Origin of the sequence: Erwinia artemisiae (assembly GCF_051400835.1) — a bacterium.
GTDB lineage: Bacteria > Pseudomonadota > Gammaproteobacteria > Enterobacterales > Enterobacteriaceae > Erwinia > Erwinia aeris.
On record NZ_JBLFFM010000002.1, the window covers coordinates 148,997 to 175,994 of the forward strand.

The window sequence follows — 26,998 nt, forward strand, 5'->3', positions numbered from 1 at the left end:
TAATTTTAATTCTGATGAAAAGAGAGACTTATATGAGCGTTGTGCCTGTAGCGGATGTACTGCAAGGCCGGATCGCGGTTGACAGCGAAGTCACCGTTCGCGGCTGGGTGCGTACCCGAAGAGATTCAAAAGCCGGTATTTCCTTTATCGCCGTCTACGACGGTTCCTGCTTTAATCCTGTCCAGGCCGTCGTTAATAATTCTCTGAATAATTACCAGGAAGAAGTGCTGCGCCTGACCACCGGCTGTTCCGTGGCAATCACCGGAAAAGTCGTGGCCTCGCCAGGCCAGGGCCAGAGCTTTGAGATCCAGGCCAGCGCGGTGGAAGTCGTGGGCTGGGTCGACGATCCGGACACCTATCCGATGGCGGCCAAGCGTCACAGCATCGAGTATCTGCGTGAAGTGGCGCATTTGCGTCCGCGCACTAACCTGATCGGCGCCGTCGCGCGCGTTCGCCATACGCTGGCGCAGGCGCTGCATCGCTTCTTTGACGAGCAGGGGTTTTTCTGGGTCTCCACCCCGCTGATCACCGCTTCCGATACGGAAGGCGCTGGTGAAATGTTCCGCGTCTCCACGCTCGATATGGAAAACCTGCCGCGTACGCCGGAAGGCAAAGTCAATTACGATGAAGATTTCTTCGGTAAAGAGGCGTTCCTGACCGTTTCCGGCCAGCTTAACGGTGAAACCTACGCCAGCGCGATTTCCAAAATCTACACCTTCGGCCCGACTTTCCGCGCTGAAAACTCCAATACCAGCCGTCACCTGGCGGAATTCTGGATGCTGGAGCCGGAAGTGGCCTTCGCCGATCTGGAAGATAACGCCGCGCTGGCTGAAGCCATGCTGAAGTACGTCTTTAAGGCCGTCCTGGCCGAACGTGCCGACGATATGGCTTTCTTTGCCGAACGCGTAGACAAAGAAGCGATTACTCGCCTGGAGCAATTTGTTACTACCGATTTTGCGCAGGTGGATTACACCGATGCTATCGAGATCCTGAAAGCCTGCGGCGAGAAGTTTGAAAACGCCGTCTCCTGGGGTATCGATCTCTCGTCCGAGCACGAGCGCTACCTGGCGGAGAAACATTTTAAAGCGCCGGTCGTAGTGAAAAACTACCCGAAAGACATCAAGGCGTTCTATATGCGCCTGAACGACGATGGCAAAACCGTAGCGGCGATGGACGTTCTGGCGCCGGGCATTGGTGAAATCATCGGCGGTTCGCAGCGTGAAGAGCGTCTGGACGTGCTGGACGCGCGTCTGGCGGAGATGGGGCTGAACAAAGAAGACTACTGGTGGTATCGCGATCTGCGCCGCTACGGCACCGTGCCTCATTCCGGCTTCGGCTTAGGTTTTGAGCGCCTGATCGCCTACGTTACCGGCGTGCAAAATGTCAGGGACGTCATCGCCTTCCCAAGGACGCCGCGCAACGCCAGCTTCTGATTTTTGCATTAAATATAAGAAATTCATATATATAACTAAGGCCAGCCTCGCTGGCCTTTTTTTATTTTTGTAAATTTAGATATAGTTCACAAAGTTCCGTTTTATTTACATATTGAAACACAAATTTTCTTCCTGTAACCAGAATAGGATATTAGTAGCATTTTCGAGGTAGATTAACCGCACCGCGAATGGAAAGATGCGTGCAGATACAGGAAGACACCAAACTCTCATCGTAGTTCTGTAAAGAATTATTGACGGCAGTGGCAGGTGTCCAGATAACTCCAATGAGGGTAATAAATAATGATGAAGCGCAATATTCTGGCACTGGTTATCCCAGCCCTGTTAGCCGCTGGTGCAGCCAATGCAGCAGAAATCTATAACAAAGACGGCAATAAGCTGGACCTCTATGGGAAAGCAGTTGGTTTGCACTATTTCTCTGATAACGACGGCAACGATGGCGACCAGAGCTACGTGCGTTTTGGTTTCAAAGGTGAAACCCAGATTAACGATATGCTCACCGGCTACGGCCAGTGGGAATACAACATCCAGGCAAACAATTCTGAAGGCGGCTCCGACGCGCAGGACGGCAACAAAACCCGTCTGGGCTTCGCTGGTCTGAAATTCGCTGAGTACGGCTCTATCGATTACGGCCGTAACTACAGCCTGCTGTACGATCCAATGGGCTGGACCGATATGCTGCCAGAGTTCGGCGGCGACTCTGCCTATAGCGACCTGGGCATCCTGGGCGGCCGTACTACCGGCGTGCTGACCTACCGCAACACCAACTTCTTTGGCCTGGTTGACGGCTGGAACTTTGCCGTACAGTATCAGGGTAAAAACGAGCGTGAAGACGACATTCGCCGCGCTAACGGAGACGGTTACGCAGTCTCTACCAGCTATACCGCGCCAATCGGTGTAGGCGTGTCTGCAGCTTATGGTTCTTATGACCGTACCGATGCGCAGGCAGCTGGCGTGCGTACCGTGACTAACCCGAATAACTCCGCTGAATCCGTCACCATCAATAGCGGCGCGGGTAAACGTGCTGAAGCATGGGCTACCGCGCTGAAATATGACGCTAACAGCGTTTACCTGGCAGCGATGTACGGTGAAACCCGTAACGCCACGCCAATTTCTTACAGCGGCAATTTTAGCGACGCTGACAGCACTTCCTGGTCTGCTAACTCTTTCGCTAACAAGGCTCAGAACATTGAGCTGGTTGCGCAGTATCAGTTTGACTTCGGTCTGCGTCCATCCCTGGCCTACGTGCAGTCTAAAGGCAAGGATATCGAAGGCGTTGGCGATGCTGACCTGATCAAATATGTTGATGTGGGCGCAACCTACTACTTCAACAAAAACATGTCTACTTACGTTGACTACCAGATCAACCTGCTGGATGACAACAATCCACTGGGTCTGAACACCGACGACACCGTGGCTGTAGGTCTGGTTTACCAGTTCTAATCAAGCAACAAATCGTCTGGCGGGGCTTCGGCCCCGCTTTTTTATTGTCTGCACCTTCGCTTTTCTCTGCCTGCCCTTATTCCCTTCCTGACTTGCCCGTGCTGCTAAATAAAACCTGTCGCTTCCCTATGTAATTTCTTTTTCCGTTTCATAAAAATTCGAGCCATGCCGCAGCGTTCCTGAAAAATTTCCAAAAGTGTTTGTTAGCCACGCGTGAACATGAAAAAATCAGTCTGGATTTAGCTTAAGGAGAGCCAATATGGATATGGACAGCCCTCTTCTGCTAACGCTGTCAAACCACAGCAACCAGCAGGAAAAAAAAGAAACCGAGACGGAAGCGCGCTTTACCCGTATCGAAATGCATATCGCCTGGCTCAGACATGACGTTAACGATATCAGAAACGAGCTCCATGATATTCGTGGGGAAATAAAGGATGTACGCGGCGAGATAAAGGACGTGCGCGGTGAGATACAGGACGTACGCGGTGAGATGAAAGATATCCGCAAAGATATGCAGACTGATTTTCGCCTGATGTTTAGCGCGCTGATCGGCGTTGCGCTGGGCCTGGCCTACATTATGGCCAGAGGTTTTCATTGGCTATAGGCCCCGTACGCCAGGAAAGCGGCCGCGCTTATTTTACCTTTACAGGTGTTTATAGCAGCTGGCTGCCGCTACCTTTATCCAGGGCATTCTTTCACTGTTTTTAGCGCAAACGGTTGGCATTTTTATCATAGTGGCGGTACCCTGAATTCTCATTTCGTTTCAGGTTATAACGGACTTTCATTATGTTTGAACGCATTGCAGCTGCACCCGCAGATCCTATCCTTGGCTTAGCCGACCTTTATCGTGCGGACGACCGTCCTGACAAAATTAACCTTGGCATTGGCGTTTATAAGGACGAAACCGGCAAAACGCCGGTGCTGACCAGCGTGAAAAAAGCCGAGCAGTATCTGCTGGAAAATGAAACGACCAAAAATTATTTGAGCATTGATGGCCTGGCCGATTTTGGCAAATGTACGCAGGCGCTGCTGTTTGGCAAAGATAACGCCATCCTGCGTGATAAACGCGCGCGTACAGCGCAAACGCCTGGCGGTACGGGCGCGCTGCGCGTAGCGGCGGATTTTATTGCCGCGCAAACCGGCGCCAGGCGCGTTTGGGTCAGCAATCCCAGCTGGCCTAACCATAAAAATGTGTTTCAGTCCGCCGGGCTGGAAGTCTGTGAATATCAGTATTACGATGCGGCCAGCCATTCGCTGGATTTCGACGGAATGCTGAACGCGCTGCGTGAAGCGCAGGCGGGCGATATTGTGCTGTTCCACGGCTGCTGCCATAACCCTACCGGCATCGATCCTACGGCCGCACAGTGGCAGGAGCTTGCCGAGATGTCGCTGGCGAAAGGCTGGCTGCCGCTGTTCGACTTTGCCTATCAGGGCTTTGCGCGTGGGCTGGAAGAAGATGCAGAGGGCCTGCGCATTTTTGCTGCCGGACACCAGGAGCTGATTGTCGCCAGTTCTTATTCGAAGAACTTCGGGCTTTATAATGAGCGCGTAGGCGCGTTCACGCTGGTCGCCAGCGCGGCCGATATTGCCGACACGGCCTTTAGCCAGGTTAAAGCTACCATCCGCGCAAACTACTCTAATCCGCCTGCGCATGGCGCGGCGGTCGTCGCCACTATCCTGGGCAACGATGCGCTGCGTACCCTGTGGGAGCAGGAGTTGACCGATATGCGCCAGCGCATCCACCGTATGCGTCAGCTGTTTGTTAATACCCTGCAGGAAAAAGGGGCGAAAGGCGACTTCAGCTTTATTATCAACCAGAACGGTATGTTCTCTTTTAGCGGCCTGACCAAAGATCAGGTGATTAGACTGCGGGAAGAGTTTGGCGTTTATGCGGTCAATTCAGGCCGGGTTAACGTAGCGGGAATGACGCCGGACAATATGGCGCCGCTGTGCGAAGCGATTGCCGCCGTGCTGTAAGTGCACATAAAGCGGATGCGAAATATTTTATCCGTCACGCAATAAAAAAGCCTGCATTACGCAGGCTTTTTTATACGGCAGCTTTATTGCAGAAAAGGATTGGAAATCCGCTCTCTGCCCAGCGTCGAGCTGGGGCCGTGGCCGGGTAAAAAGGTGACGTCATCGCCAAGCGGCAGCAGCTTGTTTTTGATCGCGGCAATCAGGTCGCTATGGCTGCCCTGAGGGAAATCGGTACGTCCCACGCCGCCGCTGAAGATCACATCGCCGGAGATCAGCAGGCGAGAAGCCCGATCAAAAAATACGATATGACCCGGCGTATGGCCCGGACAGAGCAGAACCTCAAGCGAGATATCGCCCACGTGCACAACCTCACCCTCTTCCAGCCAGCGATCGGGCGTTAACGGCGCGCATTCAGGAAAACCAAACATCTGGCTCTGCATCGGCAGTCCTTCCAGCCAGAACGCATCTGCTTTATGCGGCCCAACAACCGGTACGGCATAAAAAGCAGCCAGTTCAGCCGCCGCGCCTACGTGGTCCAGATGGCCATGCGTCAGCAGAATTTGCGTAACTGTTACGCCCTTTGCCGTCGTCTGCGCTTTAATTTTTTCCGCGTCGCCGCCAGGATCGACAATGGCGGCCTGCAGCGTCACCGGACACCAGATCAAAGAGCAGTTCTGCGAAAAGGCCGTTACCGGAATAGTTTGATAATTCATAAGGCTCCATTAATTCCGGTCAGCCCGGATTTTCTTACCAGTGCCTTGCCGGCCCGGTATCAATATGCACAAAGTTGCTTTTGGGATAGTATCCTACACCCCCGGCCCGCATGGAAAGAGCCGCTTTGCGTATATTGCTGAGGGCGATCCCCTCAATATGAAAATCCATTGCCTGGCCCAGCGTATGATAGCTGTGCTTGGCTACGCCGGTGCTGCTGCCGCGTTCGCGCAGCGAGTTGTTGGTCGCCAGCGTACGGTAACCGGAAATCAGCTGTACGGGCTTGCGCGTATCTAACAGCGCCTGGAGCCGATACAGCTGATCGAAAAGATGTGGATCGATGCTTTTGATCCTGTTGGCGCGATAATCACGAAAAAAATGGTTAAGGCGCGTTAACTCATCCTTGTCATAGCTTTTCCCGTTGAAAAACTCGGTTTTAAGGCTTTCTCCGGTATGTAAATTATTCAGCGTCAGAATGCGAGGACGTGAGGTGGAAAGCGAAGCGAAAGCCTGGCCAGGAAGCAGCGACAGGCCTAGTGCCGCGCCGCCCAGGGCCAGTAATTTACGGCGATGAGAGTCGAATTTATCCATTAATCTGTGTTACCCGGCTAAAAAAGTTCTGAAACGGTGGAAACGTTCACCGCCCGGAACCATAACCGGGTAGAAATGTGGCGTCAACCGACGAAACGTGACGGATACGGCAATTCCTGGAGAGGCTGCCGTACCCGTCAGGCAGGCTGGCCGCAGGCCAACATCAGAAAACCTGAAGAATCAACCACTAGAGTAATAATTGACCAGCTTTCGCCAATACCTGCGCCCCGGAGCGCGCCGTCAGGTCATAATTGTAAATATCTGTACGATATTGCGTACGTCCGTCGTCAGCGACCCAGGCGGTCAGGTAATACAGGTTGACCGGAATGTGATGACGCACCGGCACATAACGGGTATCACCCTGCTTCAGCGTGCTGGAGATACGCGAATCATTCCAGCCCGCATCCTGTAACAGCAGATTAGCCAAATCAGACGCCTTGTTTACCCTGACGCAGCCGGAACTCAGCGCCCTGATATCCTTCTGGAAAAGATTGTGGTTAGGCGTATCGTGCAGATAGATAGCGTCCGAGCTTGGCATATTAAATTTATAACGACCCAGCGAGTTCGTTGCCCCTGGCGCCTGACGGATACGATACGGGAACGAAGCTGCCGAAACCATCCGCCAGTCAATCATGGAAGGATCGATCACTTCAGCATCGCTGCTCCAGCCGGAAAGCAGCGTGTAGTTGTGCTTATACAGGTAGCTCGGATCCTGTTTTACCTTCGGGATAATATCTTTGCGCACCAGCGTGGTGGGTACATTCCATGGCGGATTAAGCACCACGTTGTTTAAGGCACTGCGCATGAGCGGCGTTTTACGATCCGGACGGCCCACGATAACGCGGGAATCCAGGATCTGATTGCCATTCAGATAATATTTCAGCGAGTAGTTAGCAATATTCACCATGATGCCGTTATGCATATCATCCGGCAGCAGCCTTAGCCGCTGAATGTTCAGCGCCAGCAGCGAGGCCCGCAGCTGCGGAGAAACGTTTAGCCATTCACGCGTTCTTGGCCCGATAACGCCATCGGCCTCCAGGCCCTGCCAGCGCTGAAAGCGTTTCACGCCCGCCACCAAATCTTCAGAATAGATATGGGCAGGATTACTGAGCGTACCACTTTCTACGTGGCCGGCCTGCTCCGGCGTATTCGCCTGCGGAGTTTGCTCTGCGGGAGAGGCCGAAGGGCTAACCGCGATTTCTTCATCTACGAAGGAAGCCGGGACCGGCGTGGTCGGCACCGCATCGTCATCAGGTTTTGGCGTATCGCTGCCGGGCGTCAGCATATTGGTGCGCTGCAAAATTTCTCTCAGCGCAGGCACATCGTCGCTCAGCTGCCCAGGGCGCAGGCTTTGTCTGTCGGTCAGCTGCGGCCAGGCGCGGTTGTCCGCCAGCAAATCTTTTAACGCCTGGTGCATTAAAGGATACTGTGGATGCTGCGGCGCCAAAGAGGCGACAAAAGCATGCGTGGCGCCATGCTCAATTGCCCGCTGCCACTGGTTAATCACCGATAAGGCAGGAACTTCCAGCTTGTAGGGGACATTGCTGTAAAGCCAGGTTTCGCCTTTAGCCGGCACCGTCGAAGCGAATTGCAGATAGCCAAGCATAGCGTCGGAAAGCACGACGTCTCGTTCCAAACCTGTTACCGCAGGATCGGTTAATAATTTAACCCACTGCGTGAACTGCGGCTGTACGCCGGAAATCGCGACTTCCGCCAGCTGCTGCTGAAACTGCTGCACGGCCTGGCGATCCTGCCACAGAGGCTGCATATGCTGCGTAGCATATAACGATGCCAGCGTTTTAAGATAAAAAGGCCGGTAGCCGTTAGTAAACAGCGATTGTAGCTTTACCTGCGCCTGCGAAGCGGAAACGGCGGCCGAATGCGGCATGGCCGCAGCGGCGGGTACGGCTTGCCCCAGCGCTAACGCCAGGCAGCAGGCCAGGCTAAGCTTTGCAAAATGAGTTCCTGTCAGCAACATCCCTTGCCTCCTGTAGCGGGTCTGAACGATCGACGCCTGAATAATGTTATTAGTATAGAAAAGAAAACGGCGCGCGTATGCAGCGGCGCGCCTGAGAGAGTAATTCGGCGGCACGGATTTTGCTATACGTGCCGCCGATTATTTTGTGCTGTTCGACTCAGGAGGAGAGTTCGGCAGGCTCTGCCGAAATATTGGCAGGCTCGGCCGCGAAGCCGCGCAGGCCAACCACGTGAACGTGCTCGCTGTTGTTGATAACCTTACGCACCAGCTTATAGGTCGTGCCTTTCTCCGGGCTGATATTCTCCGGCGCGGCAATAATCAGCTGCATTTCAAGGCGATCGCACAGTTCAAAAAGCGTGGCGATAGATTTGGCATCCAGACGCGCCGCCTCATCCAGGAACAGCAGGCGGCAAGGCGATATATCTTTACCGCGCAGGCGGCGAGACTCTTCTTCCCAGCTTTGCACTACCATCACCAGAATCGACATCCCGGTGCCGATCGCCTCGCCCGTCGACAGCGCCCCGCTTTCCGCGCGCAGCCAGCCATCGGAACCGCGGTTAACCTCCACTTCCATAGAAAGATAGTTGCGGTAGTCCAGCAGCTCTTCGCCGATAGTTTGCGGCGTGCGCTGTCCCATATCGATCTGCGGATTCAGTCGCTGATAGAGCTTCGCCAGCGCTTCGGAGAAGGTCAGACGCTGGCTCTTGAACAGATCCTGATGCTGCTCGTGCTGCTCTGAAAGCACGTCCAGCAGCGTGGCGTGCGTTTCCCGCACGTTGACGTTCAGCCGCACGCTGTGCACCTGACCAAAGCTGACGCTCTGCAAGCCCTGGTTCAGCTGGCGGATACGGTTCTGCTCGCGCTGGATGGTTTTGCGAATGATATTCGCCACGCTGCGCGAGCTGATAGCCAGCATCTGCTCACGAGCAGTCAGCTCTTCGCTCAGGCGGCTCAGCTCAATTTCCATCTGCTCGATCGCTTCTACCGGATCGTCGGTGCGGATAATATCCTGACGGATACGCTCGCGCAGATGCTGATAAACGGCGATAAAGAACTCAATTTTACGCTCAGGCCGTTTAGGATCTTCCGACTGGCGCAGGATATCACGCAGGTGCTCGTTATCGGCGACCGCCAGACGCAGCGCGCCCAGTGCCTTATCCGACATGGAGCGCAGCTCGTCGCCGCCCAGATAGGCCAGCTCGCGGCGATGCAGACGACGCTCGACGCCGTTATCTTTCACCATGCGCAGAACGGCGACCCAACCGGCTTTGGCGCTGACCACCTGTTCGCGGCTCTGGTGATAATCACGCTCGACGCGCTTCAGTTTTTTCTGCAGCGCGTCCATTTCCGCTTCACAGAAGGTCAGCTGTTTTTCCAGCTGGTTGCGGCGGCTGCGGTTATTGCTCAGCGCCGTATAAAGCTCGTCGCGACGCAGCCGCGCGCGCTCTTCCGCGCTGGCATCCGCCTGCACGCCGATAGCCTGCATTTCCTGCTGGAGCTCCTTCAGCATATCTCGCTTGGCATCATACGAGCTTTTCAGCGAGGCGAGCACCTGGCTGTATTGCGTCAGCTGCGCCTGATGGTTTCTCAGCTGCTCGCGCGCACGTGCACGTTCGGCCTCTGCCTGCTCAAGACGACGACGCAGCTTCTCGTTGAGGTCGCTGTTGCCGTCAAGCATTCCGGCCGAGTCCGCATAGTTGAAATGCGCGCGTCGCTGCACCACTTCGGTGATGGCGAAAGCCTGCTGACGCGCATCGCGCTGCACCTGCTGCGCCTGCTGATAATCCAGCTTGAGCTGCTCATGCTGTTCCGGGTCGCTTTGCAGCACCGCCACCAGCGGCTCCAGCTTAGCGAGGGCGGCACCGTGCTGCTGCAGGAAGCGTGCGGCTTCCTGCGCTTCGTCCAGGCGCTCCAGCAGCTCTTCGTGACGATCCTGGAGCGTTTCGTCCAGCAGCAGGCTAACGCGCGGCATCAGTCGGTTAAGCTGAGCGACACCCTCTTTCGCCTGGTCAAACTGCTGGCGCTGCTGCTGGTTTTCGCTTTCATGTGAGCTGATGGCGCGCTCAAGCTCGCCGCGGCGGCCGTTCAGCTGACGAATTTCCGCTTCCGGATCCGGCTCGAAGGCCACGCCCAGATGGCCGCCGATAAAGCGGCTGAACGCCTGATGCAGGCGCTGCGTTTTCTGCACGTCGAAGGAGAGCGTGGCGTAGCGTTCCGCCAGCGTTTCGCGCTCGGCACGCAGCAGCTCCAGCTGGTTTTCACGAGCGGCGCGGCCAAACAGCGGGACTTTCGGAAAGCGGGAATAGCGCCACTGACGATCGCCCGCTTTGACCACGACCGCTTTTTGTAACTCTTCAACATTGAAGACGCTGTCGTCGAACGACTGCGGATCCCCTTCGATCAGATAGAGATCTTCCGGGCACTCTTCCAGCCCGTCCAGCTGTTCACGCACCAGCGACAGATCCGGCACCACGATAGCGTGGCGCGCAGGGCCGTACAGCGCGGAGAAGTAAGGTGCGTCCTCAATGGTGACGTCATCATAAATTTCAGAAAGCAGCACGCCGCCGAAACGCTCGGCCAGCTGGTTCAGGCGCGCATCTTCCGATCCGCCCGGCTGGCTCAGCCGATCGATCTGGCTTTCCACCTCGCGTTTGCGGCTGGCGACTTCATCACGCTCAACGGTGGTTTCACGCTCGCGCTCCAGCAGGCGCTGCATATGCTCGGTTACCTGCTGGCCGTTTTCCAGCGCCTCGCCGGTCTGCTCGCGCAGCTGGGTTAAAATTTCCTGCGCGTTCAGCCACTGCGGCGCCTGTCGCGTCAGGCGGGCGATACGTTCACGCACCTGCTCCAGCTCCTGGCGCATCGCCAGACGTCGTTCGCCCGCGTCGGCAACGCTCTCGCCAAGCTGCTCAATGCGCGCTTCCAGCTCATACTGCAATGCTTCCAGCTCTTCTGGCGCGTACTGCTGACCGTGCTTTTTGCAGAACTCGTTCAGCAACCGCTCGGCTTCCTGCTGCTCGCGCAGCCGCTGCTCCATCTCTGAAAGACGCGAGCGCAGCGACTGGAGCTGATCGGCGTGATAGCGCTGATTGCCGGCGTCGCGCAGCAGCTCGCGGCCGGTCTGCCAGGCTTCGCTGCGGCTCACCGGCCCGGCAATACGCGTCACCAGCTCAAACGCCTGCTCGAACTGGCTGTGCGCGGCCTGCGCCACGCTCATTTTCTGCTCCAGCATCAGCAGCCTGTCCGTGGCTTCCTGCTCTTTCGCCCGGAAGGTTTCCTGCCATTCCTGAGCGTTCTCAATAGTCAGCTCGCGGATCTGGCAAATTTCCTGAGCGCGCTGTAAGGCCGCCAGCGCCTGCTGGTATTGAATAGCGCGCGTTTGCTGTACATCCAGCGCCTGCTGATAGTCGGCCAGCTGGCTTTTCAGCTCGTCCACTTCCAGCTCGGCGGCTTCCGCCCGCGCTTCGTTTTCTTCATGGACTTCGCGCGCTTCAGCAACGACCTCGTTCTGCTCTTCCAGACGATAGGTCAGCTCATCGATATCGCCTTCGTAACGCTCGATTTTTTCCTGCTGGCGCATGGCGGTCTGCACCAGGTTAAGGTGATCGCTGGCGCTCTGGTAATCCGTTTCCAGATCGCTTTCCGCCCCGCTATGCTCCGCCAGCTCGCGCGCCATTTCTACATGGCGATACTGCTCGGCGGCCAGCTGTTTACGGCTGCCGAAAAGCTCGCTGCGCTGCAGCATGGCGCCGTCCAGATGAACGCGGCGCTCGTTGGCGTGGCGCATATAGTCGGCGGCCACGTAGCTGGTCGCTTCTGAGATAAGATGCTTAAAGAGATCGCGATCGGACTGCGTTACGCGGATCGCTTCCAGCGTCATCCGGTTTTCACGCAGCGCCGCTTCCATATCCTGGAAAGCCTTACGCACGCCGCCGTTTTCCGGCAGCAGGTAGTCACGCAGCGAGCGCGTAATGGCGCTGGAGATGCCGCCGTACAGCGACGCCTCGATCAGGCGGTAGTATTTGCTGCGATCCGCCGCAGAGCGCAGACGACGCGCCACAATGCCCAGATCGAACATCATCGAGTGGTATTCAGTAATGGAGTTGTACTGCTTAAACTGCACGCTCTCCATCGCTTCGAACTTCTCTTTCAGCTCGCTGAGCGGCAGCACGCGAGCCTGACGAGCGTTAACCGTTTCGGTCAGGATCTCCGTCGGGTTAATGGACGTCGGCAGGCCGTGAATACTGAACGGTCTGATATCCACTTTGCGGTCGCGGCCGGCGATTTGCTGCAGGCGCACGCCGACGATAACGCGCTGGTGCACCGAGTTAACCACGTCCAGCGCCGCATAGCAGACGCCCGGCTTGAGCTTGCCGTGCAGGCCTTTGTCGCGCGAGCCGGAGGTCGCGCCCGCTTCCGTAGTGTTACGAAAGTGCAGCAGCGTCAGATCGGGGATCAGCGCGGTAACGAAAGCGGCCATCGTGGTCGATTTCCCCGCGCCGTTACCGCCGGACAGCGTGGTAACCAGTTCGTCAAGATCGAAGGTTCGGGCAAAAAAGCCGTTCCAGTTAACCAGCGTTAGCGAGCGAAATTTTCCGCGTTCAATCATTCTTCTTCCTCCGCCTGGCCGGCGTCGTTACCCTGCTCTTCTTCGTTCTGGCGGGCCTGGCCGCTTTCCGTAAACATTGCCTCGCCGTCTCTGATCATTCTCAGCTGCGCTTCGCGAGGATCGTCCCCGCTACGCACGTCGGCGCCAAAGCGGAACACGGATTCGGTGATGCGGAACTTGCTGCTGTCATGGCCCATAAACCACACCATGCCCAGACGACGCAGGCGGCTTAAGGAGGCGCGCATTTTTTCATGCAGCTTCTGACGGTCCAGATCCGAACCGGTTGAGCGCTGGTTTACCAGCTTAAGCAGCTTGCTTTCATCCGCCAGCGTCAGCAGTTCGTCGTACAGCTCCTGCTGGGTGAAGATGCCTTCATTGGCCAGCCGCTCGGGGCTGAGGTAAAGCCAGCACAGGACTTTGCCCACCATCATATCCAGTTCGGAAAGCACCGAACGCGCAATCAGCGTGGTAGAGCGCGGACGCAGATAGAAAAAGCCTTCCGGCGCGCGGATCAGCTCCACGTTATAGCGCAGATAAAACTCTTCCAGATATTCCTGGTAATCCATCAGAAAAGCGTGGTTGTCCAGCTCCTCAATACCGATATGGCGGCCCGCGCGCAGCTGGCTGTCGAGCGCAGGAAATAACGGATTAGCCAGCGCCATCGCCAGCTTAACCGGCATCACTTGTTCAATATTTATCGATGACATGCGCCTGTACCTTGGCTCCGTAATCATTAATGGCCTGCCACTCGGCGGGCAGACCGGAAAAATCAGCTTCGGCGACGCCTAAACGCACGGCCTGGTCGACCACGATCCTTGCCACGTCAAAATGGCGGGCGCGGGGATATTGCGCCAGATAGTCGCGCATCACCACGCCCAGATTCAGCGGTTTTTGCTGGGCTTTATAGATGGCCAATGCCTCTTCGATCATGGCGGCCAGCTGCTCGCGAATTTCGCTCAGCTCTTCGTATTCCAGTTCGGCAGGCAGTTCGCCCATCACCTCTTCGTTACGCAGCGTCAGCTCTTCGTCACGCACGTCAAACAGGCGTTCGGCATTGGCATAGGTCAGCGCCCACGGCGCGTCGAAATAGTTTTGCAGCGACTGACGCAGGCGCTGAGCGAAGACGCGGTTTTTATCCATATCAATCGCGGTACGGATAAATTTATGCACGTGGCGGTCGTAGCCAATCCAGAGATCGATGGCCTGCTGGCCCCAGCTGATAATGCGGTCAAGCTTGTTTTGCAGATCGAACACCAGCTTGTCGATAAAGCCGAGGTCGGGACTGCCCAGAGTGGCGTCCTGGATCCGCAGCAGGTTGGCCTGCAGCTTGTCGCCTGCGGCTTCCAGCGTATCCTGCAGTTCGCGCAGCGTGCCGGAGGTTTCATTCAGCAGCATCTCGCAGCTTTCAATCGCCGCGCGCCAGTCTTTGTTGAGCAGCTGCGCGATATCGTCTTTCACCGCCTGCTGCTGCTCATCCATAATGCGCTGGGTGATATCAATGCTGTCAAAAATCTCGGCAACGGAATATTTTAGCGGCGCGAAGACGTTGCGGTGCCAGTGAAAGTCATCGCCGTCTTCATCCGCCGCATCCGCCGCGCGCTTCAGTTCGCTTGCCACGATAGAAAGCTGCATGGAGAGCCGCAGCGTAGAAAACTCACGCTGGCGAATGTAGTAATCGGTGATGCCGATCGCGAGCGGCGTCAGGCGGTAAATGGCCTGCCCTTCAGCCTGTTCGCTGGTAAAGCGATTAAGCAAACGCTGCCGCACCATGTCGTTGATAGCGTTGTTGGCGCGGACGCTGACGGTTTCGCTGGTCTGTTCAAATCCTTCGCTGACGTGACGGAAGGCGTCCGTAAGTTCGCCTTCGCTCATCTCGCCATCCATGCGCTCGCCGTTAAGCGTGGCGACCGCCAGCAAAAAAGCCAGACGTTCGGTAGGCAACGAGACGGAAAAATCATTTTTTCGCGCCCAGGCAACCAGCTCCGGTACTGTCTGGGAAAATTCACTCATGCTTCGTCCTTTATGGGCTTCCGCGCTGTTACGTGGATATAGCGACCCAAACTTAAAAATGGCTCCTGGCGGCAAAAGCGCTTTTCCAGCGCCAGGATCTCGTCAAATCGTTCTGTTTGCTTGTGCTTATCGCGCATATAGTCGTGAAAAACGCGCACGCCGGCTTTGCTTTCGACGGTAAAACCGATCTCCGCCAGCCAGCGATAGACCTGCTCCGGGTCGCGCGGATAGTCCGGCGACAGGGTTTTACGTTTGCGCTTGCGCAAATCGGCCTGCATATAGCCAAAGTTGCCCAGCACCAGCGTCTGCATCATCAGCCCGTTGAGGTTGTAAAACATCAGCGAGAGCACGCCGCCGGGCGCCAGCGTATCGTAAAGCGCGGCCAGCACCGCTTCCGGCTCGGCAACCCATTCAAGCACAGCGTGAAACAATACCAGATCGACAGGCTGAACCAAATGCTGACCGACTTCCTGCGCGCTGATTTGTCTGAATTCCATGTGGTCGCTCACACCTTGCTGGCTGGCGTTAAGGCGCGCGCGCTGCAGCATTTCTTCGGATAAATCGCATAGCAGAACCTGATGGCCAAGGCTCGCCAGCCCACAGCTGATTTGGCCTTCGCCGCCGCCCGCATCCAGCACGCTCAGCGGCCTTTGCGGCAGCGTCGCCAGAATCGCCTCCAGCTCCTGCCAGGCGATGGCCTGGCGAATGCGGCCTTTGGTGGTGCCGTAGATATTCTGCGAAAATTTTTCCGCGATATCATCAAAGTTGCGATCCTGCATAAGCGGGCTCCGGGCTGGGCAAAAGGGTGAATCCGGCGGCTATTTTGGCATACACTGAGGGAGAATGAACCTTTCCGTCACTGCTTCGCTTTCGGGTGGCGTTTTTTCGGACAAAAGGAAGCTGTTTTTATGCTTTTTACGCTTAAAAAAGCGATTGGCGGCCTGCTGATGCCCTTGCCGCTGCTGCTGTTAGTGATGGCGGTCGGGCTTTTTCTGCTCTGGCGCAGCCGCTGGCAAAAAACCGGGAAAATTATACTCTCTTCTGCCTGGCTAATCTTGTTATTGATCAGCCTTCAGCCTGTTGCTGATAGCCTGCTGTCCCCTGTTGAGAACCGTTTCGCTACGTGGCAGGAGAGCCGGAAGGTGGACTACGTTGTGGTGCTGGGCGGCGGCTATACGTGGAATCCGCAGTGGGCGCCGGGATCGAATATGATCGGCAACAGTTTGCCAAGGCTGGTGGAAGGGATCCGTTTGTGGCGTGAAAATCCAGGATCGACGCTGATCTTTACCGGCGCGGCCGCGCAGAACAATCCCGTCAGCTCAGCGGAAGTCACGGCCAGAGTGGCGCAGTCATTGGGCGTACCGCGCAGCGCCATCATTACGCTGGATAAGCCGCGCGATACGAGCCAGGAAGCGCGGGAGGTGGCTAAAGTGGTTGGCCGCCGCCCTTTCCTGCTGGTGACCTCCGCCTCGCATCTGCCGCGCGCCATGCTGTTTTTTCAGCAGCAGGGGCTGGATCCGCTGCCCGCGCCGGCTAATCAGCTGGCTATCGCTTCGCCGCTGAACGCGTGGGAGAAAGCCATTCCCTCCTCGCTGTGGCTTGGTCACAGCGAGCGCGCCATCTATGAGACGCTGGGACGACTCTGGCAAAAGATAACGTCGCCTTCACTCAAGCCAGGGCAGCAGGGAGCGAGCGGCTAAATCGAAGCGGGCGCGGTTGAAACGGCCGGTATGGATCAGCCGATCCGCTTCTTCCCACAGCATATAGAGCCAGCGTCTGGCGATAAATCCTTCCGCGACGGGCGCCTGTTGCAGATAGCGGAACAGCAGCGCTTCCGCCGGGCCTTCCTCACTCAGGCGAAACAGCTCGTATTCACGCGGCGCCCAGAGCGTTCTGCCGGGATTGATCATTGACAGCAGCTGGTCGCTCCAGGCTTCCTTCAGCATATTGCTGAGCGACAGGTTGCCGTGCACCAGCACGCAGGGATCGTCGAAGTCGTCAAAAAGCGCGCAGAGGTTCTGGCGACAGCGAAAGAGAAAACGGTGATCTTCCATCGTCAGCCGCTCCGGGCGCATATAGCTCAGCGTTGACCACCACACCTCAACCCGCTGTTTATACCAGGCGGGCCAGTTATTCTCCTGCGTGCTGTCTACCGTACCGACCAGACCGTGGCTGTCGATGCGATGCCAGGCCAGCAGCGCGGCGACGATCTGATCCTGCAGCTGCTGCCAGCGAGCCGGCGTGCGGGTGGGCGCTTCGACCGAAACGCCGCCCATGCGCTCAATCAGCAGGATCTCATGCTGCGGCGGCAGCTGGCTGACGATCAGCCCGTATACCGTCGGCATACGCACGGTGCTTTCGCGCGCCAGCATCGACAGCTTATAGGCTTCCTGCGAGGCGATTCCTTTGGTATTGAAGTATTTTGCCATCAGCGGCAGAGAATGGCCTTTCCCATCGTAAAGCGAGTAGAGGCTGGCATAAGGCTGTTCGCTGATGCATTCGAGACGGCTTAGCGTCTCACCCAGCACTATCGAAAGTTCTGAACGAAGATGTTCCATCTGCTGCTCCTGATCGCAAGCGAAGTCGGATTGCCGTTTTTTTCCTGGTAATAGCAAGAAGCAGAGAACCAGGGCCGCTGCCGGCCCTGAAAATAGTTACTGCATGGCTGCCCGCACACGTTCCAGATCTTCCGGTGTATCAACACCCGCGCCCGGAACGGCCTGCGCCACGTCAACATGGATTTTTTCGCCGTACCACAGTACCCGCAGCTGTTCGAGCAGCTCAATCTGCTCCAGCGGGCTGGTCTGCCAGCTGACATAGCGGCGGATAAAGCCGGCACGATAGCCGTAAATGCCGATATGGCGCAGAAAATGATCGCCAATCGCCTGCTGCGAAACGGCAAACCGCTCGCGGTCCCACGGGATGGTCGCGCGCGAAAAATAGAGCGCGTTGCCCTGCGCATCCCTGACCACCTTCACGGCGTTAGGGTTAAACGCTTCTTCCGCTGACTCGATTGGTACCGCCAGCGTCGCCATACCTACGCTGCTTTTCGCCAGATTATCCGCTACCTGCCGGATGATGACCGGCGGGATCATCGGCTCATCGCCCTGCACGTTGACGATCACCGTCTCGTCAGGGAAACGGTATTTCTCAATCACCTCGGCCAGCCTTTCCGTGCCGGACTGATGATCGGCTCGCGTCATGCAAACTTCGCCGCCCGCTGCTTCTACAGCACGCGCGACGTCATTATTATCCGTAGCGACAATCACGCGCTCGGCTCCTGATTCACGCGCGCGTTCCATAACATGCACGATCATCGGCTTGCCGTGGATATCGACCAGCGGTTTTCCGGGCAGCCTGGTGGAAGCGTAGCGCGCCGGAATAATTGCGACGAAACTCATGGATGCGTCTCTTCCAGCGTCAGCGAGCGCGCTTCCGTTTCAAGCAGAACGGGGATGCCGTCACGCACCGGATAAGCCAGCCCGTCAGGCTTGCAGATAAGTTCCTGACGATCTTTATTGTAATACAGCTTACCGTGACAAACCGGGCAAGCAACGATTTCAAGCAAACGATGATCCATGGTGTCTCCCTGGTGGATCCGATCAGACAGAACGTTAGAATATCATAGCTCGCGGTTGAGCGGTTAACCTCCCCGTCGGCTTAAAGCGCCCATTCTTTTGGCCAGATCGCGGCCAGTTCCGCAGGCAGGTTTAGCAGATGTACTTTTTGCGCGCCCTGCCAGCGGGCAAAACGGCTGATGGCCTGCTGAAGATCGGTCAGCAGCCCGGCGGTGATCCTCACGCCCGGCTCCAGCCACAGTTGCCTGATCAGCAAAACTTTTTCTTTGCGCTGCATTTTGGCATCCAGCCGCCCTTTTAGCGCGCCGCGATGCAGTATCGGCAAAACAAAGTAGCCATACTGCCGCTTCGCTTCCGGCGTATAGCACTCCAGACGATAGGCGAAGTTAAACAGTTCCAGCGCCCGCTTGCGATCCCACACCACCGGATCGAAAGGCGACAGCAGCGCAGTATGCGTGGCCTGGCTTTTTTGCTCCAGCATCGGCAGCTGTGAGTGATGGAGATAGCACTGCCCTAACGTTTCGACCTCCACCGGCACTACCGTGCCCGCCTCAATCCACTCTGCCAGCTGCTCTTTTACCGGCGCACGCTTCAGCCGATAGTAATCTGCCAGCCACTCGGCCCGGAAAAGCCCCAGACTTTGCGCGCTGTTGTACAACATTTGCCTGACCGCCTCTTTCTCTTCCAGCGCGTGCAGCGCATCATCCCATTCCGGCAGCACCCGCTGACGAAGGTCATAAACCCGCTGGAAATTACGCCGTTCGACCACCATCAATTCCCCGGCGGTAAATAAGTTTTCCAGATGGCGCTTGTGCGGTTTCCACGCCCACCAGCCGGACTGCTGGCCCGGCGGCGCGGCGAAGTCGGCCGATCTTACCGGCCCGTGATCTTTGATATGCGCCAGCAGCTGCGCGACCTCCTGCTGCCGCGTCTCTGCCCATGCGCCGTTATATTTCCAGCCCATAGCCTGCGGCGAAAGCATACGGTGGCGCAGCAGCGGATAATCCTCAGCAGGAATAAAACAGGCCTCATGCGCCCAGTATTCAAACAGTCTGCCGCTGGCCAACGCCTCTTCCAGCCACGCGGACGGATAGTCGCCAAGTCGGCTGAACAGCACCAGATAAGGGCTGCGGGCGACTACATGGATAGTGTCGATTTGCAGCAGAGACATTTGCCGCACGCAATTAAGCAGATCGGTAAATCGTGCTTTGCGCTGCGACGGACGAAGCAGCCCCTGAGCGGCAAGATGAATATGGCGGGCCTGAATTAGTGAGAGAGAAATCGACATAATGCACCTGTATTCACATAGTGCATTCAGTTTAGCGAGTTATTTTTGCGTAAGGGCAATAATGCGGTTCAGCAGCGCGTCAGCCCGATCCGTCGGCAGCGCCGCGTCCACCGGCAGATACCACCAGTTAGCCGCGGCAAAGCGGCTGGCTTTAACCGCATCCTTCTCCGTCATCAGCAGCGCCTGGTGTGCAGTCGCCAGCGGGGCCAGCTGCGCCTCGCTGTAGGCCTGGTGATCGGCGAAAGAGACTTCCTTAATCGGGATAACGCCCAGCTGACGCAGCGTGGCAAAAAAACGCGGCGGATGACCGATACCTGCCATAGCGACCACGTCGCCAAGCGATGCCGCAGGGCGGGTTTCGCCGGTTTGCAGATTGACAGCAAGGCCGGGCGTCAGGCGCATCGCTGTTTCATCAGCCAGCGCCGCGCCGCCGTTAGTAATGACCGCGTCCACCGTTTGCAGGCGTGATGCCCGCTCGCGCATTGGACCGGCCGGCAGCCACCAGCCGTTGCCAAATCGACGCTGACCATCAATAACGACTATTTCAAAATCTCTGGCCAGCGCGTAATGCTGCAGGCCGTCGTCGGTGATAATAATATCCACCTCGCCCTGCGCCAGCAGCGCCTGCACGGCGTCTTTACGGCGGGGTGAAACGGCCACCGCCGCGCCGGTGCGGCGATAGATCAGTATCGGTTCATCACCCGCCTCGCTAGTGGTCGTATTGCCATCAAGCACCAGCGGATAAGCTTCCGCTTTACCGCCGTAGCCTCTGGATACCACGCCGGGGCGCAGACCACGCTGCTGCAGTGCCTGCACCAGCCAGATCACCACCGGCGTTTTGCCGTTGCCGCCAGCCGTCAGATTCCCGACCACGACCACGGGCACCGGCGCGCGCCAGGCCTTTCGCCAGCCCTGACGATAGCTAAAGCGGATCAGGCTGGTGATCAGCCCGTACAGCCAGCTGAACGGCAGCAGCAGCCGCCAGAGGCCGGACCGACCGCTCCAGAGGCGCTCAATCATTGACCAAACTGCATTTTATGAAGCTGAGCATAGGCACCCTGGCGCGCTAACAGCTCGGTATGGCTGCCGCGCTCCACGATATGGCCATCCTCAACCACAACGATTTCATCTGCCTTTTCAATAGTGGAGAGGCGATGCGCAATAACCAGCGAGGTACGGTTTTTTTGCAGCTCATCCAGCGCTGACTGAATAGCGCGCTCCGACTCGGTATCCAGCGCGGAAGTAGCCTCATCCAGGATCAGGATCGGACAGTCACGCAGCAGCGCGCGGGCAATGGCAATACGCTGGCGCTGGCCGCCGGAAAGCAGCACGCCATTTTCACCGATGACCGTATCCAGGCCGTTATCCATTTTACTGATAAAGTCCATAGCGTGCGCCATCGTTGCCGCTTTTTCGATATCTTCCCGGCTGTACTGCTCGTTGCGGGCGTAGGCGATATTATTGGCTACCGTGTCGTTAAACAGATGCACGTTTTGCGAGACTAAAGCGACCTGATTTCGCAGCGAGCTGAGCGTATATTCACGCAGATCGTGACCATCCATCAGAATTTCGCCCTGCTGGATATCGTAAAAACGCGTCATCAGGCTGGCAATCGTGGATTTACCCGATCCAGACCGTCCCACCAGCGCAACGGTTTTGCCCTCCGGGATCGCCAGGTTGATATTATGCAGCGCAGGCGTTTCGCGTCCCGGATAGGTAAAGGTCACATTGCGGAACTCCACATCGCCGCGAGCGCGCTCAATCACGCGCGTGCCCGTATCAACTTCCTGCTCGCTGTCGAGAATGGAGAAAAGCGTCTGGCAGGCGGCCATGCCGCGCTGGAACTGGGCGTTAACGTTCGTCAGCGATTTCAGCGGGCGCATCAAACCAAACATAGAGGTAAAGACGACGGTAATCGTGCCCGGTGTCAGCGTTGCCATTACGCTTGGGAAGCTGGCAGCATACAGAACAAAAGCCAGCGCCAGCGAAGCGATAAGCTGAATAATAGGATCGGACACGGAAGAAGCGGAAACCAGTTTCATCCCCTGCTGACGCATCCGATTGCTGACGCGGTCAAAACGCTGGGTTTCGATTTGCTGTCCGCCAAAGATCAGCACTTCTTTATGCCCTTTCAGCATCTGTTCTGCGCTGGTGGTCACCTGGCCCATGGTGTTTTGCATGCTTTTGCTGATATTACGAAAGCGTTTTGACACCATACGGATTGCAAAGGAGACGACCGGCGCCAGCAGGATCAGGATTAGCGACAGCTGCCAGCTGTAGTAAAACATCATAATAAACAGGCCGATAATGGATGCGCCTTCGCGCACTACCGTTACCAGCGCGCTGGAAGACGATGAGGCGACCTGTTCGGAATCATAAGTAATGCGCGACAGCAACGTGCCGGTAGATTGCTGATCGAAGAAAGCGACCGGCATCCCCATCATATGGCTGAAAAGACGCCGACGCATCGACATCACCACATTCCCCGATACCCAGGAGATGCAGTAGCTTGAGATATAGCTTGATATGCCGCGTACCAGCATCAGGCCGATAACGGCGAGGGGCATCCAGACCAGTACGGAGGAGTCCGCTTTACCAAAACCATCGTCCAGCAGCGGCTTAAGTAAGGACATCATCAGCACGTCGCCCGCTGCGTTAATAATAAGAGCAACGGAGGAGACGGCCAGCCCCGGTTTAAAGGGTTTGATCATCGGCCAGAGGCGTCGAAAGGTCTGCCAGGTGGAGAGATCTTTGTCCTGATGCATGTGTTAACCAGCTTCCAATTGAAATAGCCGCTCATTCTAACTGGAATAACGTGTTACGCCAAACCACTGATGGTACCAACGGGGCATTATTTGCGCTCTTAAACTTAAAACACGCCAGTTATCCTTAGAAAATTCTACGCTGATTTGCCCTGCCACAGCCGTGTCGTACCAGCTGTAATTGTTCTTCAGATAGCGGGTAATTATCCTTTCCGCCGGTAGCTTCCAGGCGCTATAGCGGGCAGCGGAAGCCAGCGCGGCCTGGCCAGCCACCCTTCGCAGCAGGGGCGGCGAAGACGACGTTCCACTACCGTGATGCGGCACCTGTAATAGATCCGCCCGTAACGCTTCGCCATAGCGCCTGACAAGCTGTAGCTCTGCGGGCGTCTCAATATCCCCGGTCAGCAAAACCCGCCATTTACCATCCGTCACCATTACGACGCAGGACTGATTATTACCGTGCTCTTTCTGCGGTCGCTCCGGCCAGAGAACCTGAAAATTTAACGTCTGCCAGCGCCAGTTTTGGCCCTGATAGCAGGGTAAATGTCCCGATACGCCCAAATCGCTGTGGATTTTCGCTGCGGGAAACGCCTTGTGCAGGCTTTCCAGGCCGCCGATATGGTCGAGATGGCCGTGGCTTAAGATAATGTGTTGTAGGCTTATGCCCTGCCAGCGAAGCCAGGGAATAATCTGGCTTGAGGCCGCGTCGCCCCCTGCCCATCTGTTGCCGGTATCATACACAACCGCATTTCCCCGCTGCGAAATTACTACGGCCAGTCCATGACCGATATCCAGCATATCCATACGCCACTCTGGCTGCCTGACGTGCAGCCGCCAGCACAGCAGCGCCAGACATAAGCTGGCCAGCGTAAAAGGGGAACTTCGCCACCAGTGAAAGCGCCAGGCAAAGAGCAGCAGCAGGCACACGGGACTGAGCCATAATGCCTGCTGGCTGACGGTAAGCCAGCCGTCGGGCAGCTGCCGTAAGGGATAAAAAACCAGCGCCAATGAGCGATCCGCCGCCCACCAGAGCAGCTGGCTTAGCGATGCGACAGGCAGCGATAAAACGGCGCCAAGGATCAGCGGTACCGTAAGCAACGTGACCAGCGGCACTGCCCACAGGTTAGCCAGCAGCGCGCTGACGCTCACGCCGTGAAAAATAAAGATCTGTAGCGGCATCAATAATAAAAACAGCCCGGTCTGTAAGTGCAGCAGCTGTAACGGCAGCCAGCGTTTTTTCCCGATAAAGCGTCCGGAAAGCGGAAACCATTGATACCAGAGAAGTAACCCGGCGACGGCAACAGCTGACAACCATAAGCTGTCCGACAAAATGCTTAAGGGATCGAAAAACAAAATAGCACCGATACACAGCCGCCAAACCTGCCAGCCGCTACAGTTACGCCCCTTCAGGCGCAGCAGGCTCCAGCTAAGCAGCGCCACTATCGCCCGCAGCGCCGGAGGGCTTCCGCCGGAAAGCCAGCAGTAGATCAGCGCCAGCGCGATGCCGCTAAACAGGGGAAAACGATACTCTATCCAGCTGGCGCGGAAGCAAGGCTGGAAAATTCGCGCTATCAGCCAGCCTACGCTCGCAGCCAGGCCTATATGCATGCCTGAAATCGCCATCAAATGCGCCGTCCCGGTCTCCCTCAGCAACGCTTTTGTCTCGCTGCTTAGTTCGCTACGTTCACCAAACGTCAACGCCAGGATAACGCTATGCCAGGGCAAGGCGGCGAAATAGTCACGACTTTTCTGCATGACTTTTTCACGCCAGCCACAGCGGCTGTCGACAATCTGCCATGTCAGCGCCCTGCCCGTCAGCGGCGTGCTGACAGCCAGCGCGAAACGTTGCGCATCGAAGCCGCCCTCGTTAAGGCGCGCATGCACGGGCCGCAGCCTGAGCTTCATACGCCAATGCTGGCCCGGACAAAACGTTTGGGTACCCGGTATAGCGATCAGGGCGTAAACAGGTGGAAAAAGACGTTTCTCCGCCACGCTTTCAATGCGTATTTTGACGCGTTGCGACTGCGGCTGTAGCTGTTCAATGCCCACTACGGCTTCAACAGGAGCCGCTGAGAGAAAGGCGGTTTGTTGTAGAAGCGTTTTTGCCGGGATAACGGCCCAGATAAAAAGCAGCAGAACCAGGGCACTTTCTCTTAACCAGCGCTGTCGGGTTATCAACAGGAGCGCAATCAGCCCCAGCAAAAGCTGGATGGCGGCTGTATCAGGCAGCGCCCGCAACCAACAAAGCGGCAGCGCTGCGATAATCATCCACAGCGAGAGTCGGCTAAGGCTATAGGACATAATGCTACCTCCGTTACGCATGACGGAAGTCTGACGGGGTTTCATTACGGGCGCAGCCAGCATTTCTCAGTCTTCAGAAACGTAGCGCAACATTTTTATCAGGTTGCAGAAAGCAATACAGGGTTTGCGAGGAGGCTCTGGTTAATCCACTATCGGACTGGATCCAGCTATGCTGCAGGCAAAAAAAAACGACACCGAAGTGTCGTTTTATTGCGTGGTAATGCGAAACCTTAGCCGTAGATATTCGCGCGATCGCGTAATTCCTTGCCCGGTTTGAAGTGCGGAACGTATTTACCTTCCAGCTCAACCTTGTCACCCGTTTTAGGGTTACGACCGGTACGGGGAGCGCGATAGTGCAAAGAAAAACTGCCGAAGCCCCGGATTTCGATGCGTTCGCCCTGGGCCAGCGTAGTGGCCATGTGCTCAAGCATCTCTTTTACCGCATCCTCAACGACTTTCGCCGGAATATGAGAGTGCTGGCCAGCAAGTCTTTCAATCAGTTCTGACTTGGTCATAAATCCTCCGGTTAATCCCTGTTGGAAAAAGCTTTGGCAATCACGGCTGGTTCAGGGCAGCTTAAGCCGCCCTGATGCAAACGCAATTACTCGCCTTTAGCTGCTTTAAATGCTTCAGCCATAGCGTTAGAGAAGTTGCCTTCTTCCTGTTTGGTGTTAACAGTATTGATAGCTTCTTTCTCGTCAGCCTGGTCTTTAGCACGAACAGACAGGCTCACTACGCGGTTTTTGCGATCCACGCCAGTGAACTTAGCTTCAACGTCGTCGCCAACGTTCAGAACCAGCGTAGCGTCTTCTACACGGTCGATTGAAGCTTCAGAAGCGCGCAGGTAACCCTCAACGCCGTCTGCCAGTTCAACTGTAGCACCTTTAGCGTCAACTGCAGTTACTTTACCGTTAACAATGGCACCTTTCTTGTTCAGAGAGATGTAGTTGTTGAACGGATCTTCTGCCAGCTGCTTAACGCCCAGGGAGATACGCTCGCGCTCTGCGTCAACCTGCAGAACTACAGCAGCGATTTCGTCGCCTTTCTTGTATTCACGAACTGCTTCTTCTCCGGTAGCGTTCCAGGAGATGTCAGACAGGTGAACCAGGCCGTCGATGCCGCCGTCCAGGCCGATGAAGATACCGAAGTCAGTGATTGACTTGATTTTACCTTCAACGCGGTCGCCCTTGTTGTGGGTTTCTGCGAACTGCTGCCATGGGTTAGATTTGCACTGCTTCAGACCCAGGGAGATACGACGACGTTCTTCGTCGATGTCCAGAACCATAACTTCAACAACATCGCCCACGTTAACAACTTTAGACGGATGAATGTTTTTGTTGGTCCAGTCCATTTCTGAAACGTGCACCAGGCCTTCAACGCCTTCTTCGATTTCAACGAAGCAGCCGTAGTCGGTCAGGTTGGTTACACGACCAGTCAGGCGGGTGCCTTCCGGGTAACGCTTAGCGATTGCGACCCATGGATCTTCGCCCAGCTGTTTCAGACCCAGAGAAACACGGGTACGTTCGCGGTCGAACTTCAGCACTTTAACAGTGATTTCGTCGCCAACGTTGACAATTTCGCTTGGGTGCTTAACGCGTTTCCAGGCCATGTCAGTGATGTGCAGCAGGCCGTCAACGCCGCCCAGATCAACGAATGCACCGTAGTCAGTGAGGTTCTTAACGATACCTTTAACTTCCATGCCTTCCTGCAGGTTTTCCAGCAGCTGATCGCGCTCTGCGCTGTTTTCGGATTCGATAACCGCACGACGTGAAACCACCACGTTGTTACGTTTCTGATCCAGCTTGATTACTTTGAATTCAAGCTCTTTGCCTTCCAGGTGCAGCGTGTCGCGTACTGGACGAACATCAACCAGGGAACCTGGCAGGAACGCACGAATACCGTTCAGCTCAACTGTGAAGCCACCTTTCACTTTGCCGTTGATAACACCGGTAACAGTTTCAGCATCTTCGTAAGCTTTTTCCAGCGTGATCCAGGCTTCATGACGCTTAGCTTTCTCACGGGACAGCAGGGTTTCACCGAAGCCGTCTTCCACTGCGTCCAGAGCAACGTCAACTTCGTCGCCTACCTGGATTTCCAGTTCGCCGGCTGCGTTCTTGAACTGCTCTGCAGGAATTGCAGATTCAGATTTCAGACCCGCATCAACCAGAACTACGTCTTTGTCGATAGAGACAACAACGCCACGAACGATGGAACCCGGGCGGGTTTCGATTGTTTTTAAGGATTCTTCAAATAGTTGAGCAAAAGATTCAGTCATATTGATAATCTTCAGGATTCTTCA

General features: G+C 56.2%; 20 protein-coding genes and 1 pseudogene. 5 read left to right on the forward strand and 16 right to left on the reverse strand.

Annotated features, from left to right (window positions below; all coding sequences use genetic code 11):
- The first annotated feature begins 32 nt into the window (after nt 1-32).
- The 4 genes from asnS (at nt 33) to ACMGEE_RS05325 (ending at nt 4,871) form a co-directional block, all read left to right on the forward strand.
- Nucleotides 33-1,433, forward strand: a complete 1,401-nt coding sequence (gene asnS, locus ACMGEE_RS05310) for an asparagine--tRNA ligase (protein ID WP_253454691.1) — start codon at nt 33-35, stop codon at nt 1,431-1,433.
- A 300-nt stretch (nt 1,434-1,733) separates the two neighbouring features.
- The gene (gene ompF / locus ACMGEE_RS05315) at nt 1,734-2,894 is read left to right on the forward strand and encodes a porin OmpF (protein WP_301729766.1); all 1,161 of its coding nucleotides are present in this window, start codon (nt 1,734-1,736) and stop codon (nt 2,892-2,894) included.
- Nucleotides 2,895-3,153: 259 nt separating this feature from the next.
- The gene (locus ACMGEE_RS05320) at nt 3,154-3,498 is read left to right on the forward strand and encodes a hypothetical protein (RefSeq protein WP_301729767.1); all 345 of its coding nucleotides are present in this window, start codon (nt 3,154-3,156) and stop codon (nt 3,496-3,498) included.
- Between the two features lie 182 nt (nt 3,499-3,680).
- Nucleotides 3,681-4,871 carry an amino acid aminotransferase gene (locus ACMGEE_RS05325; protein ID WP_301251206.1) on the forward strand — a complete coding sequence of 397 codons (1,191 nt, stop codon included), beginning with the start codon at nt 3,681-3,683 and terminating at the stop codon, nt 4,869-4,871.
- Between the two features lie 83 nt (nt 4,872-4,954).
- On the opposite strand, the gene ACMGEE_RS05330 is transcribed toward ACMGEE_RS05325, so the two are convergent.
- The 7 genes from ACMGEE_RS05330 to cmoM all read right to left on the reverse strand — a co-directional run bounded on the left by ACMGEE_RS05330 (nt 4,955) and on the right by cmoM (nt 15,549).
- Nucleotides 4,955-5,584 (reverse strand): MBL fold metallo-hydrolase, encoded by a 630-nt coding sequence (locus ACMGEE_RS05330; RefSeq protein WP_301251207.1) that lies wholly within the window; start codon nt 5,582-5,584, stop codon nt 4,955-4,957.
- Between the two features lie 34 nt (nt 5,585-5,618).
- Nucleotides 5,619-6,173, reverse strand: coding sequence for a peptidoglycan L,D-endopeptidase MepK (gene mepK, locus ACMGEE_RS05335; protein WP_301251208.1), 555 nt, complete (start codon nt 6,171-6,173; stop codon nt 5,619-5,621).
- 187 nt (nt 6,174-6,360) lie between these two features.
- The gene (gene ldtD, locus ACMGEE_RS05340) at nt 6,361-8,151 is read right to left on the reverse strand and encodes a L,D-transpeptidase (protein ID WP_301251209.1); all 1,791 of its coding nucleotides are present in this window, start codon (nt 8,149-8,151) and stop codon (nt 6,361-6,363) included.
- A gap of 157 nt (nt 8,152-8,308) precedes the next feature.
- Nucleotides 8,309-12,760: a chromosome partition protein MukB gene (gene mukB / locus ACMGEE_RS05345; RefSeq protein ID WP_436829773.1), complete on the reverse strand. Its 4,452-nt coding sequence runs from the start codon at nt 12,758-12,760 to the stop codon at nt 8,309-8,311.
- Nucleotides 12,757-13,467 (reverse strand): chromosome partition protein MukE, encoded by a 711-nt coding sequence (mukE, locus tag ACMGEE_RS05350; RefSeq protein WP_125288712.1) that lies wholly within the window; start codon nt 13,465-13,467, stop codon nt 12,757-12,759. Before mukE ends, mukB begins: the two co-directional genes overlap by 4 nt.
- Entirely contained in the window at nt 13,448-14,770 is a 1,323-nt protein-coding gene (gene mukF / locus ACMGEE_RS05355) for a chromosome partition protein MukF (protein ID WP_125288713.1), read from the reverse strand. The genes mukE and mukF overlap by 20 nt, the downstream gene beginning before the upstream one ends.
- A complete protein-coding gene (gene cmoM / locus ACMGEE_RS05360) occupies nt 14,767-15,549 on the reverse strand; it encodes a tRNA uridine 5-oxyacetic acid(34) methyltransferase CmoM (RefSeq protein WP_253454699.1) in 783 nt (260 codons plus the stop codon). Before cmoM ends, mukF begins: the two co-directional genes overlap by 4 nt.
- Nucleotides 15,550-15,678: 129 nt before the next feature.
- On the opposite strand from cmoM, the gene elyC reads away from it, so the two are divergent.
- A complete protein-coding gene (gene elyC / locus ACMGEE_RS05365; RefSeq protein ID WP_253454700.1) occupies nt 15,679-16,470 on the forward strand; it encodes an envelope biogenesis factor ElyC in 792 nt (263 codons plus the stop codon).
- Here elyC and ACMGEE_RS05370 read toward each other — a convergent pair.
- The 9 genes and pseudogenes from ACMGEE_RS05370 to rpsA all read right to left on the reverse strand — a co-directional run bounded on the left by ACMGEE_RS05370 (nt 16,435) and on the right by rpsA (nt 26,974).
- Complete coding sequence (locus ACMGEE_RS05370) at nt 16,435-17,328, reverse strand: YcbJ family phosphotransferase (protein ID WP_301251212.1); 894 nt, start codon at nt 17,326-17,328, stop codon at nt 16,435-16,437. The genes elyC and ACMGEE_RS05370 overlap by 36 nt on opposite strands.
- Before the next feature lie 96 nt (nt 17,329-17,424).
- Nucleotides 17,425-18,171, reverse strand: coding sequence for a 3-deoxy-manno-octulosonate cytidylyltransferase (gene kdsB, locus ACMGEE_RS05375; RefSeq protein ID WP_253454703.1), 747 nt, complete (start codon nt 18,169-18,171; stop codon nt 17,425-17,427).
- Nucleotides 18,168-18,350 carry a Trm112 family protein gene (locus ACMGEE_RS05380; protein ID WP_125288718.1) on the reverse strand — a complete coding sequence of 61 codons (183 nt, stop codon included), beginning with the start codon at nt 18,348-18,350 and terminating at the stop codon, nt 18,168-18,170. The genes kdsB and ACMGEE_RS05380 overlap by 4 nt, the downstream gene beginning before the upstream one ends.
- Before the next feature lie 80 nt (nt 18,351-18,430).
- Entirely contained in the window at nt 18,431-19,636 is a 1,206-nt protein-coding gene (locus tag ACMGEE_RS05385; protein ID WP_436829774.1) for a winged helix-turn-helix domain-containing protein, read from the reverse strand.
- A gap of 39 nt (nt 19,637-19,675) precedes the next feature.
- Nucleotides 19,676-20,656 carry a tetraacyldisaccharide 4'-kinase gene (gene lpxK / locus ACMGEE_RS05390; RefSeq protein ID WP_253454707.1) on the reverse strand — a complete coding sequence of 327 codons (981 nt, stop codon included), beginning with the start codon at nt 20,654-20,656 and terminating at the stop codon, nt 19,676-19,678.
- Complete coding sequence (gene msbA, locus ACMGEE_RS05395) at nt 20,653-22,401, reverse strand: lipid A ABC transporter ATP-binding protein/permease MsbA (RefSeq protein ID WP_253454708.1); 1,749 nt, start codon at nt 22,399-22,401, stop codon at nt 20,653-20,655. The genes lpxK and msbA overlap by 4 nt, the downstream gene beginning before the upstream one ends.
- 36 nt (nt 22,402-22,437) lie before the next feature.
- Nucleotides 22,438-24,699, reverse strand: coding sequence for a ComEC family protein (locus ACMGEE_RS05400; RefSeq protein ID WP_369894898.1), 2,262 nt, complete (start codon nt 24,697-24,699; stop codon nt 22,438-22,440).
- Nucleotides 24,700-24,929: 230 nt separating this feature from the next.
- Nucleotides 24,930-25,229: pseudogene (gene ihfB, locus ACMGEE_RS05405) on the reverse strand (integration host factor subunit beta); the annotation flags it as partial.
- 71 nt (nt 25,230-25,300) lie between these two features.
- Nucleotides 25,301-26,974: a 30S ribosomal protein S1 gene (gene rpsA / locus ACMGEE_RS05410; protein ID WP_125288723.1), complete on the reverse strand. Its 1,674-nt coding sequence runs from the start codon at nt 26,972-26,974 to the stop codon at nt 25,301-25,303.
- Nucleotides 26,975-26,998: the final 24 nt, after the last annotated feature.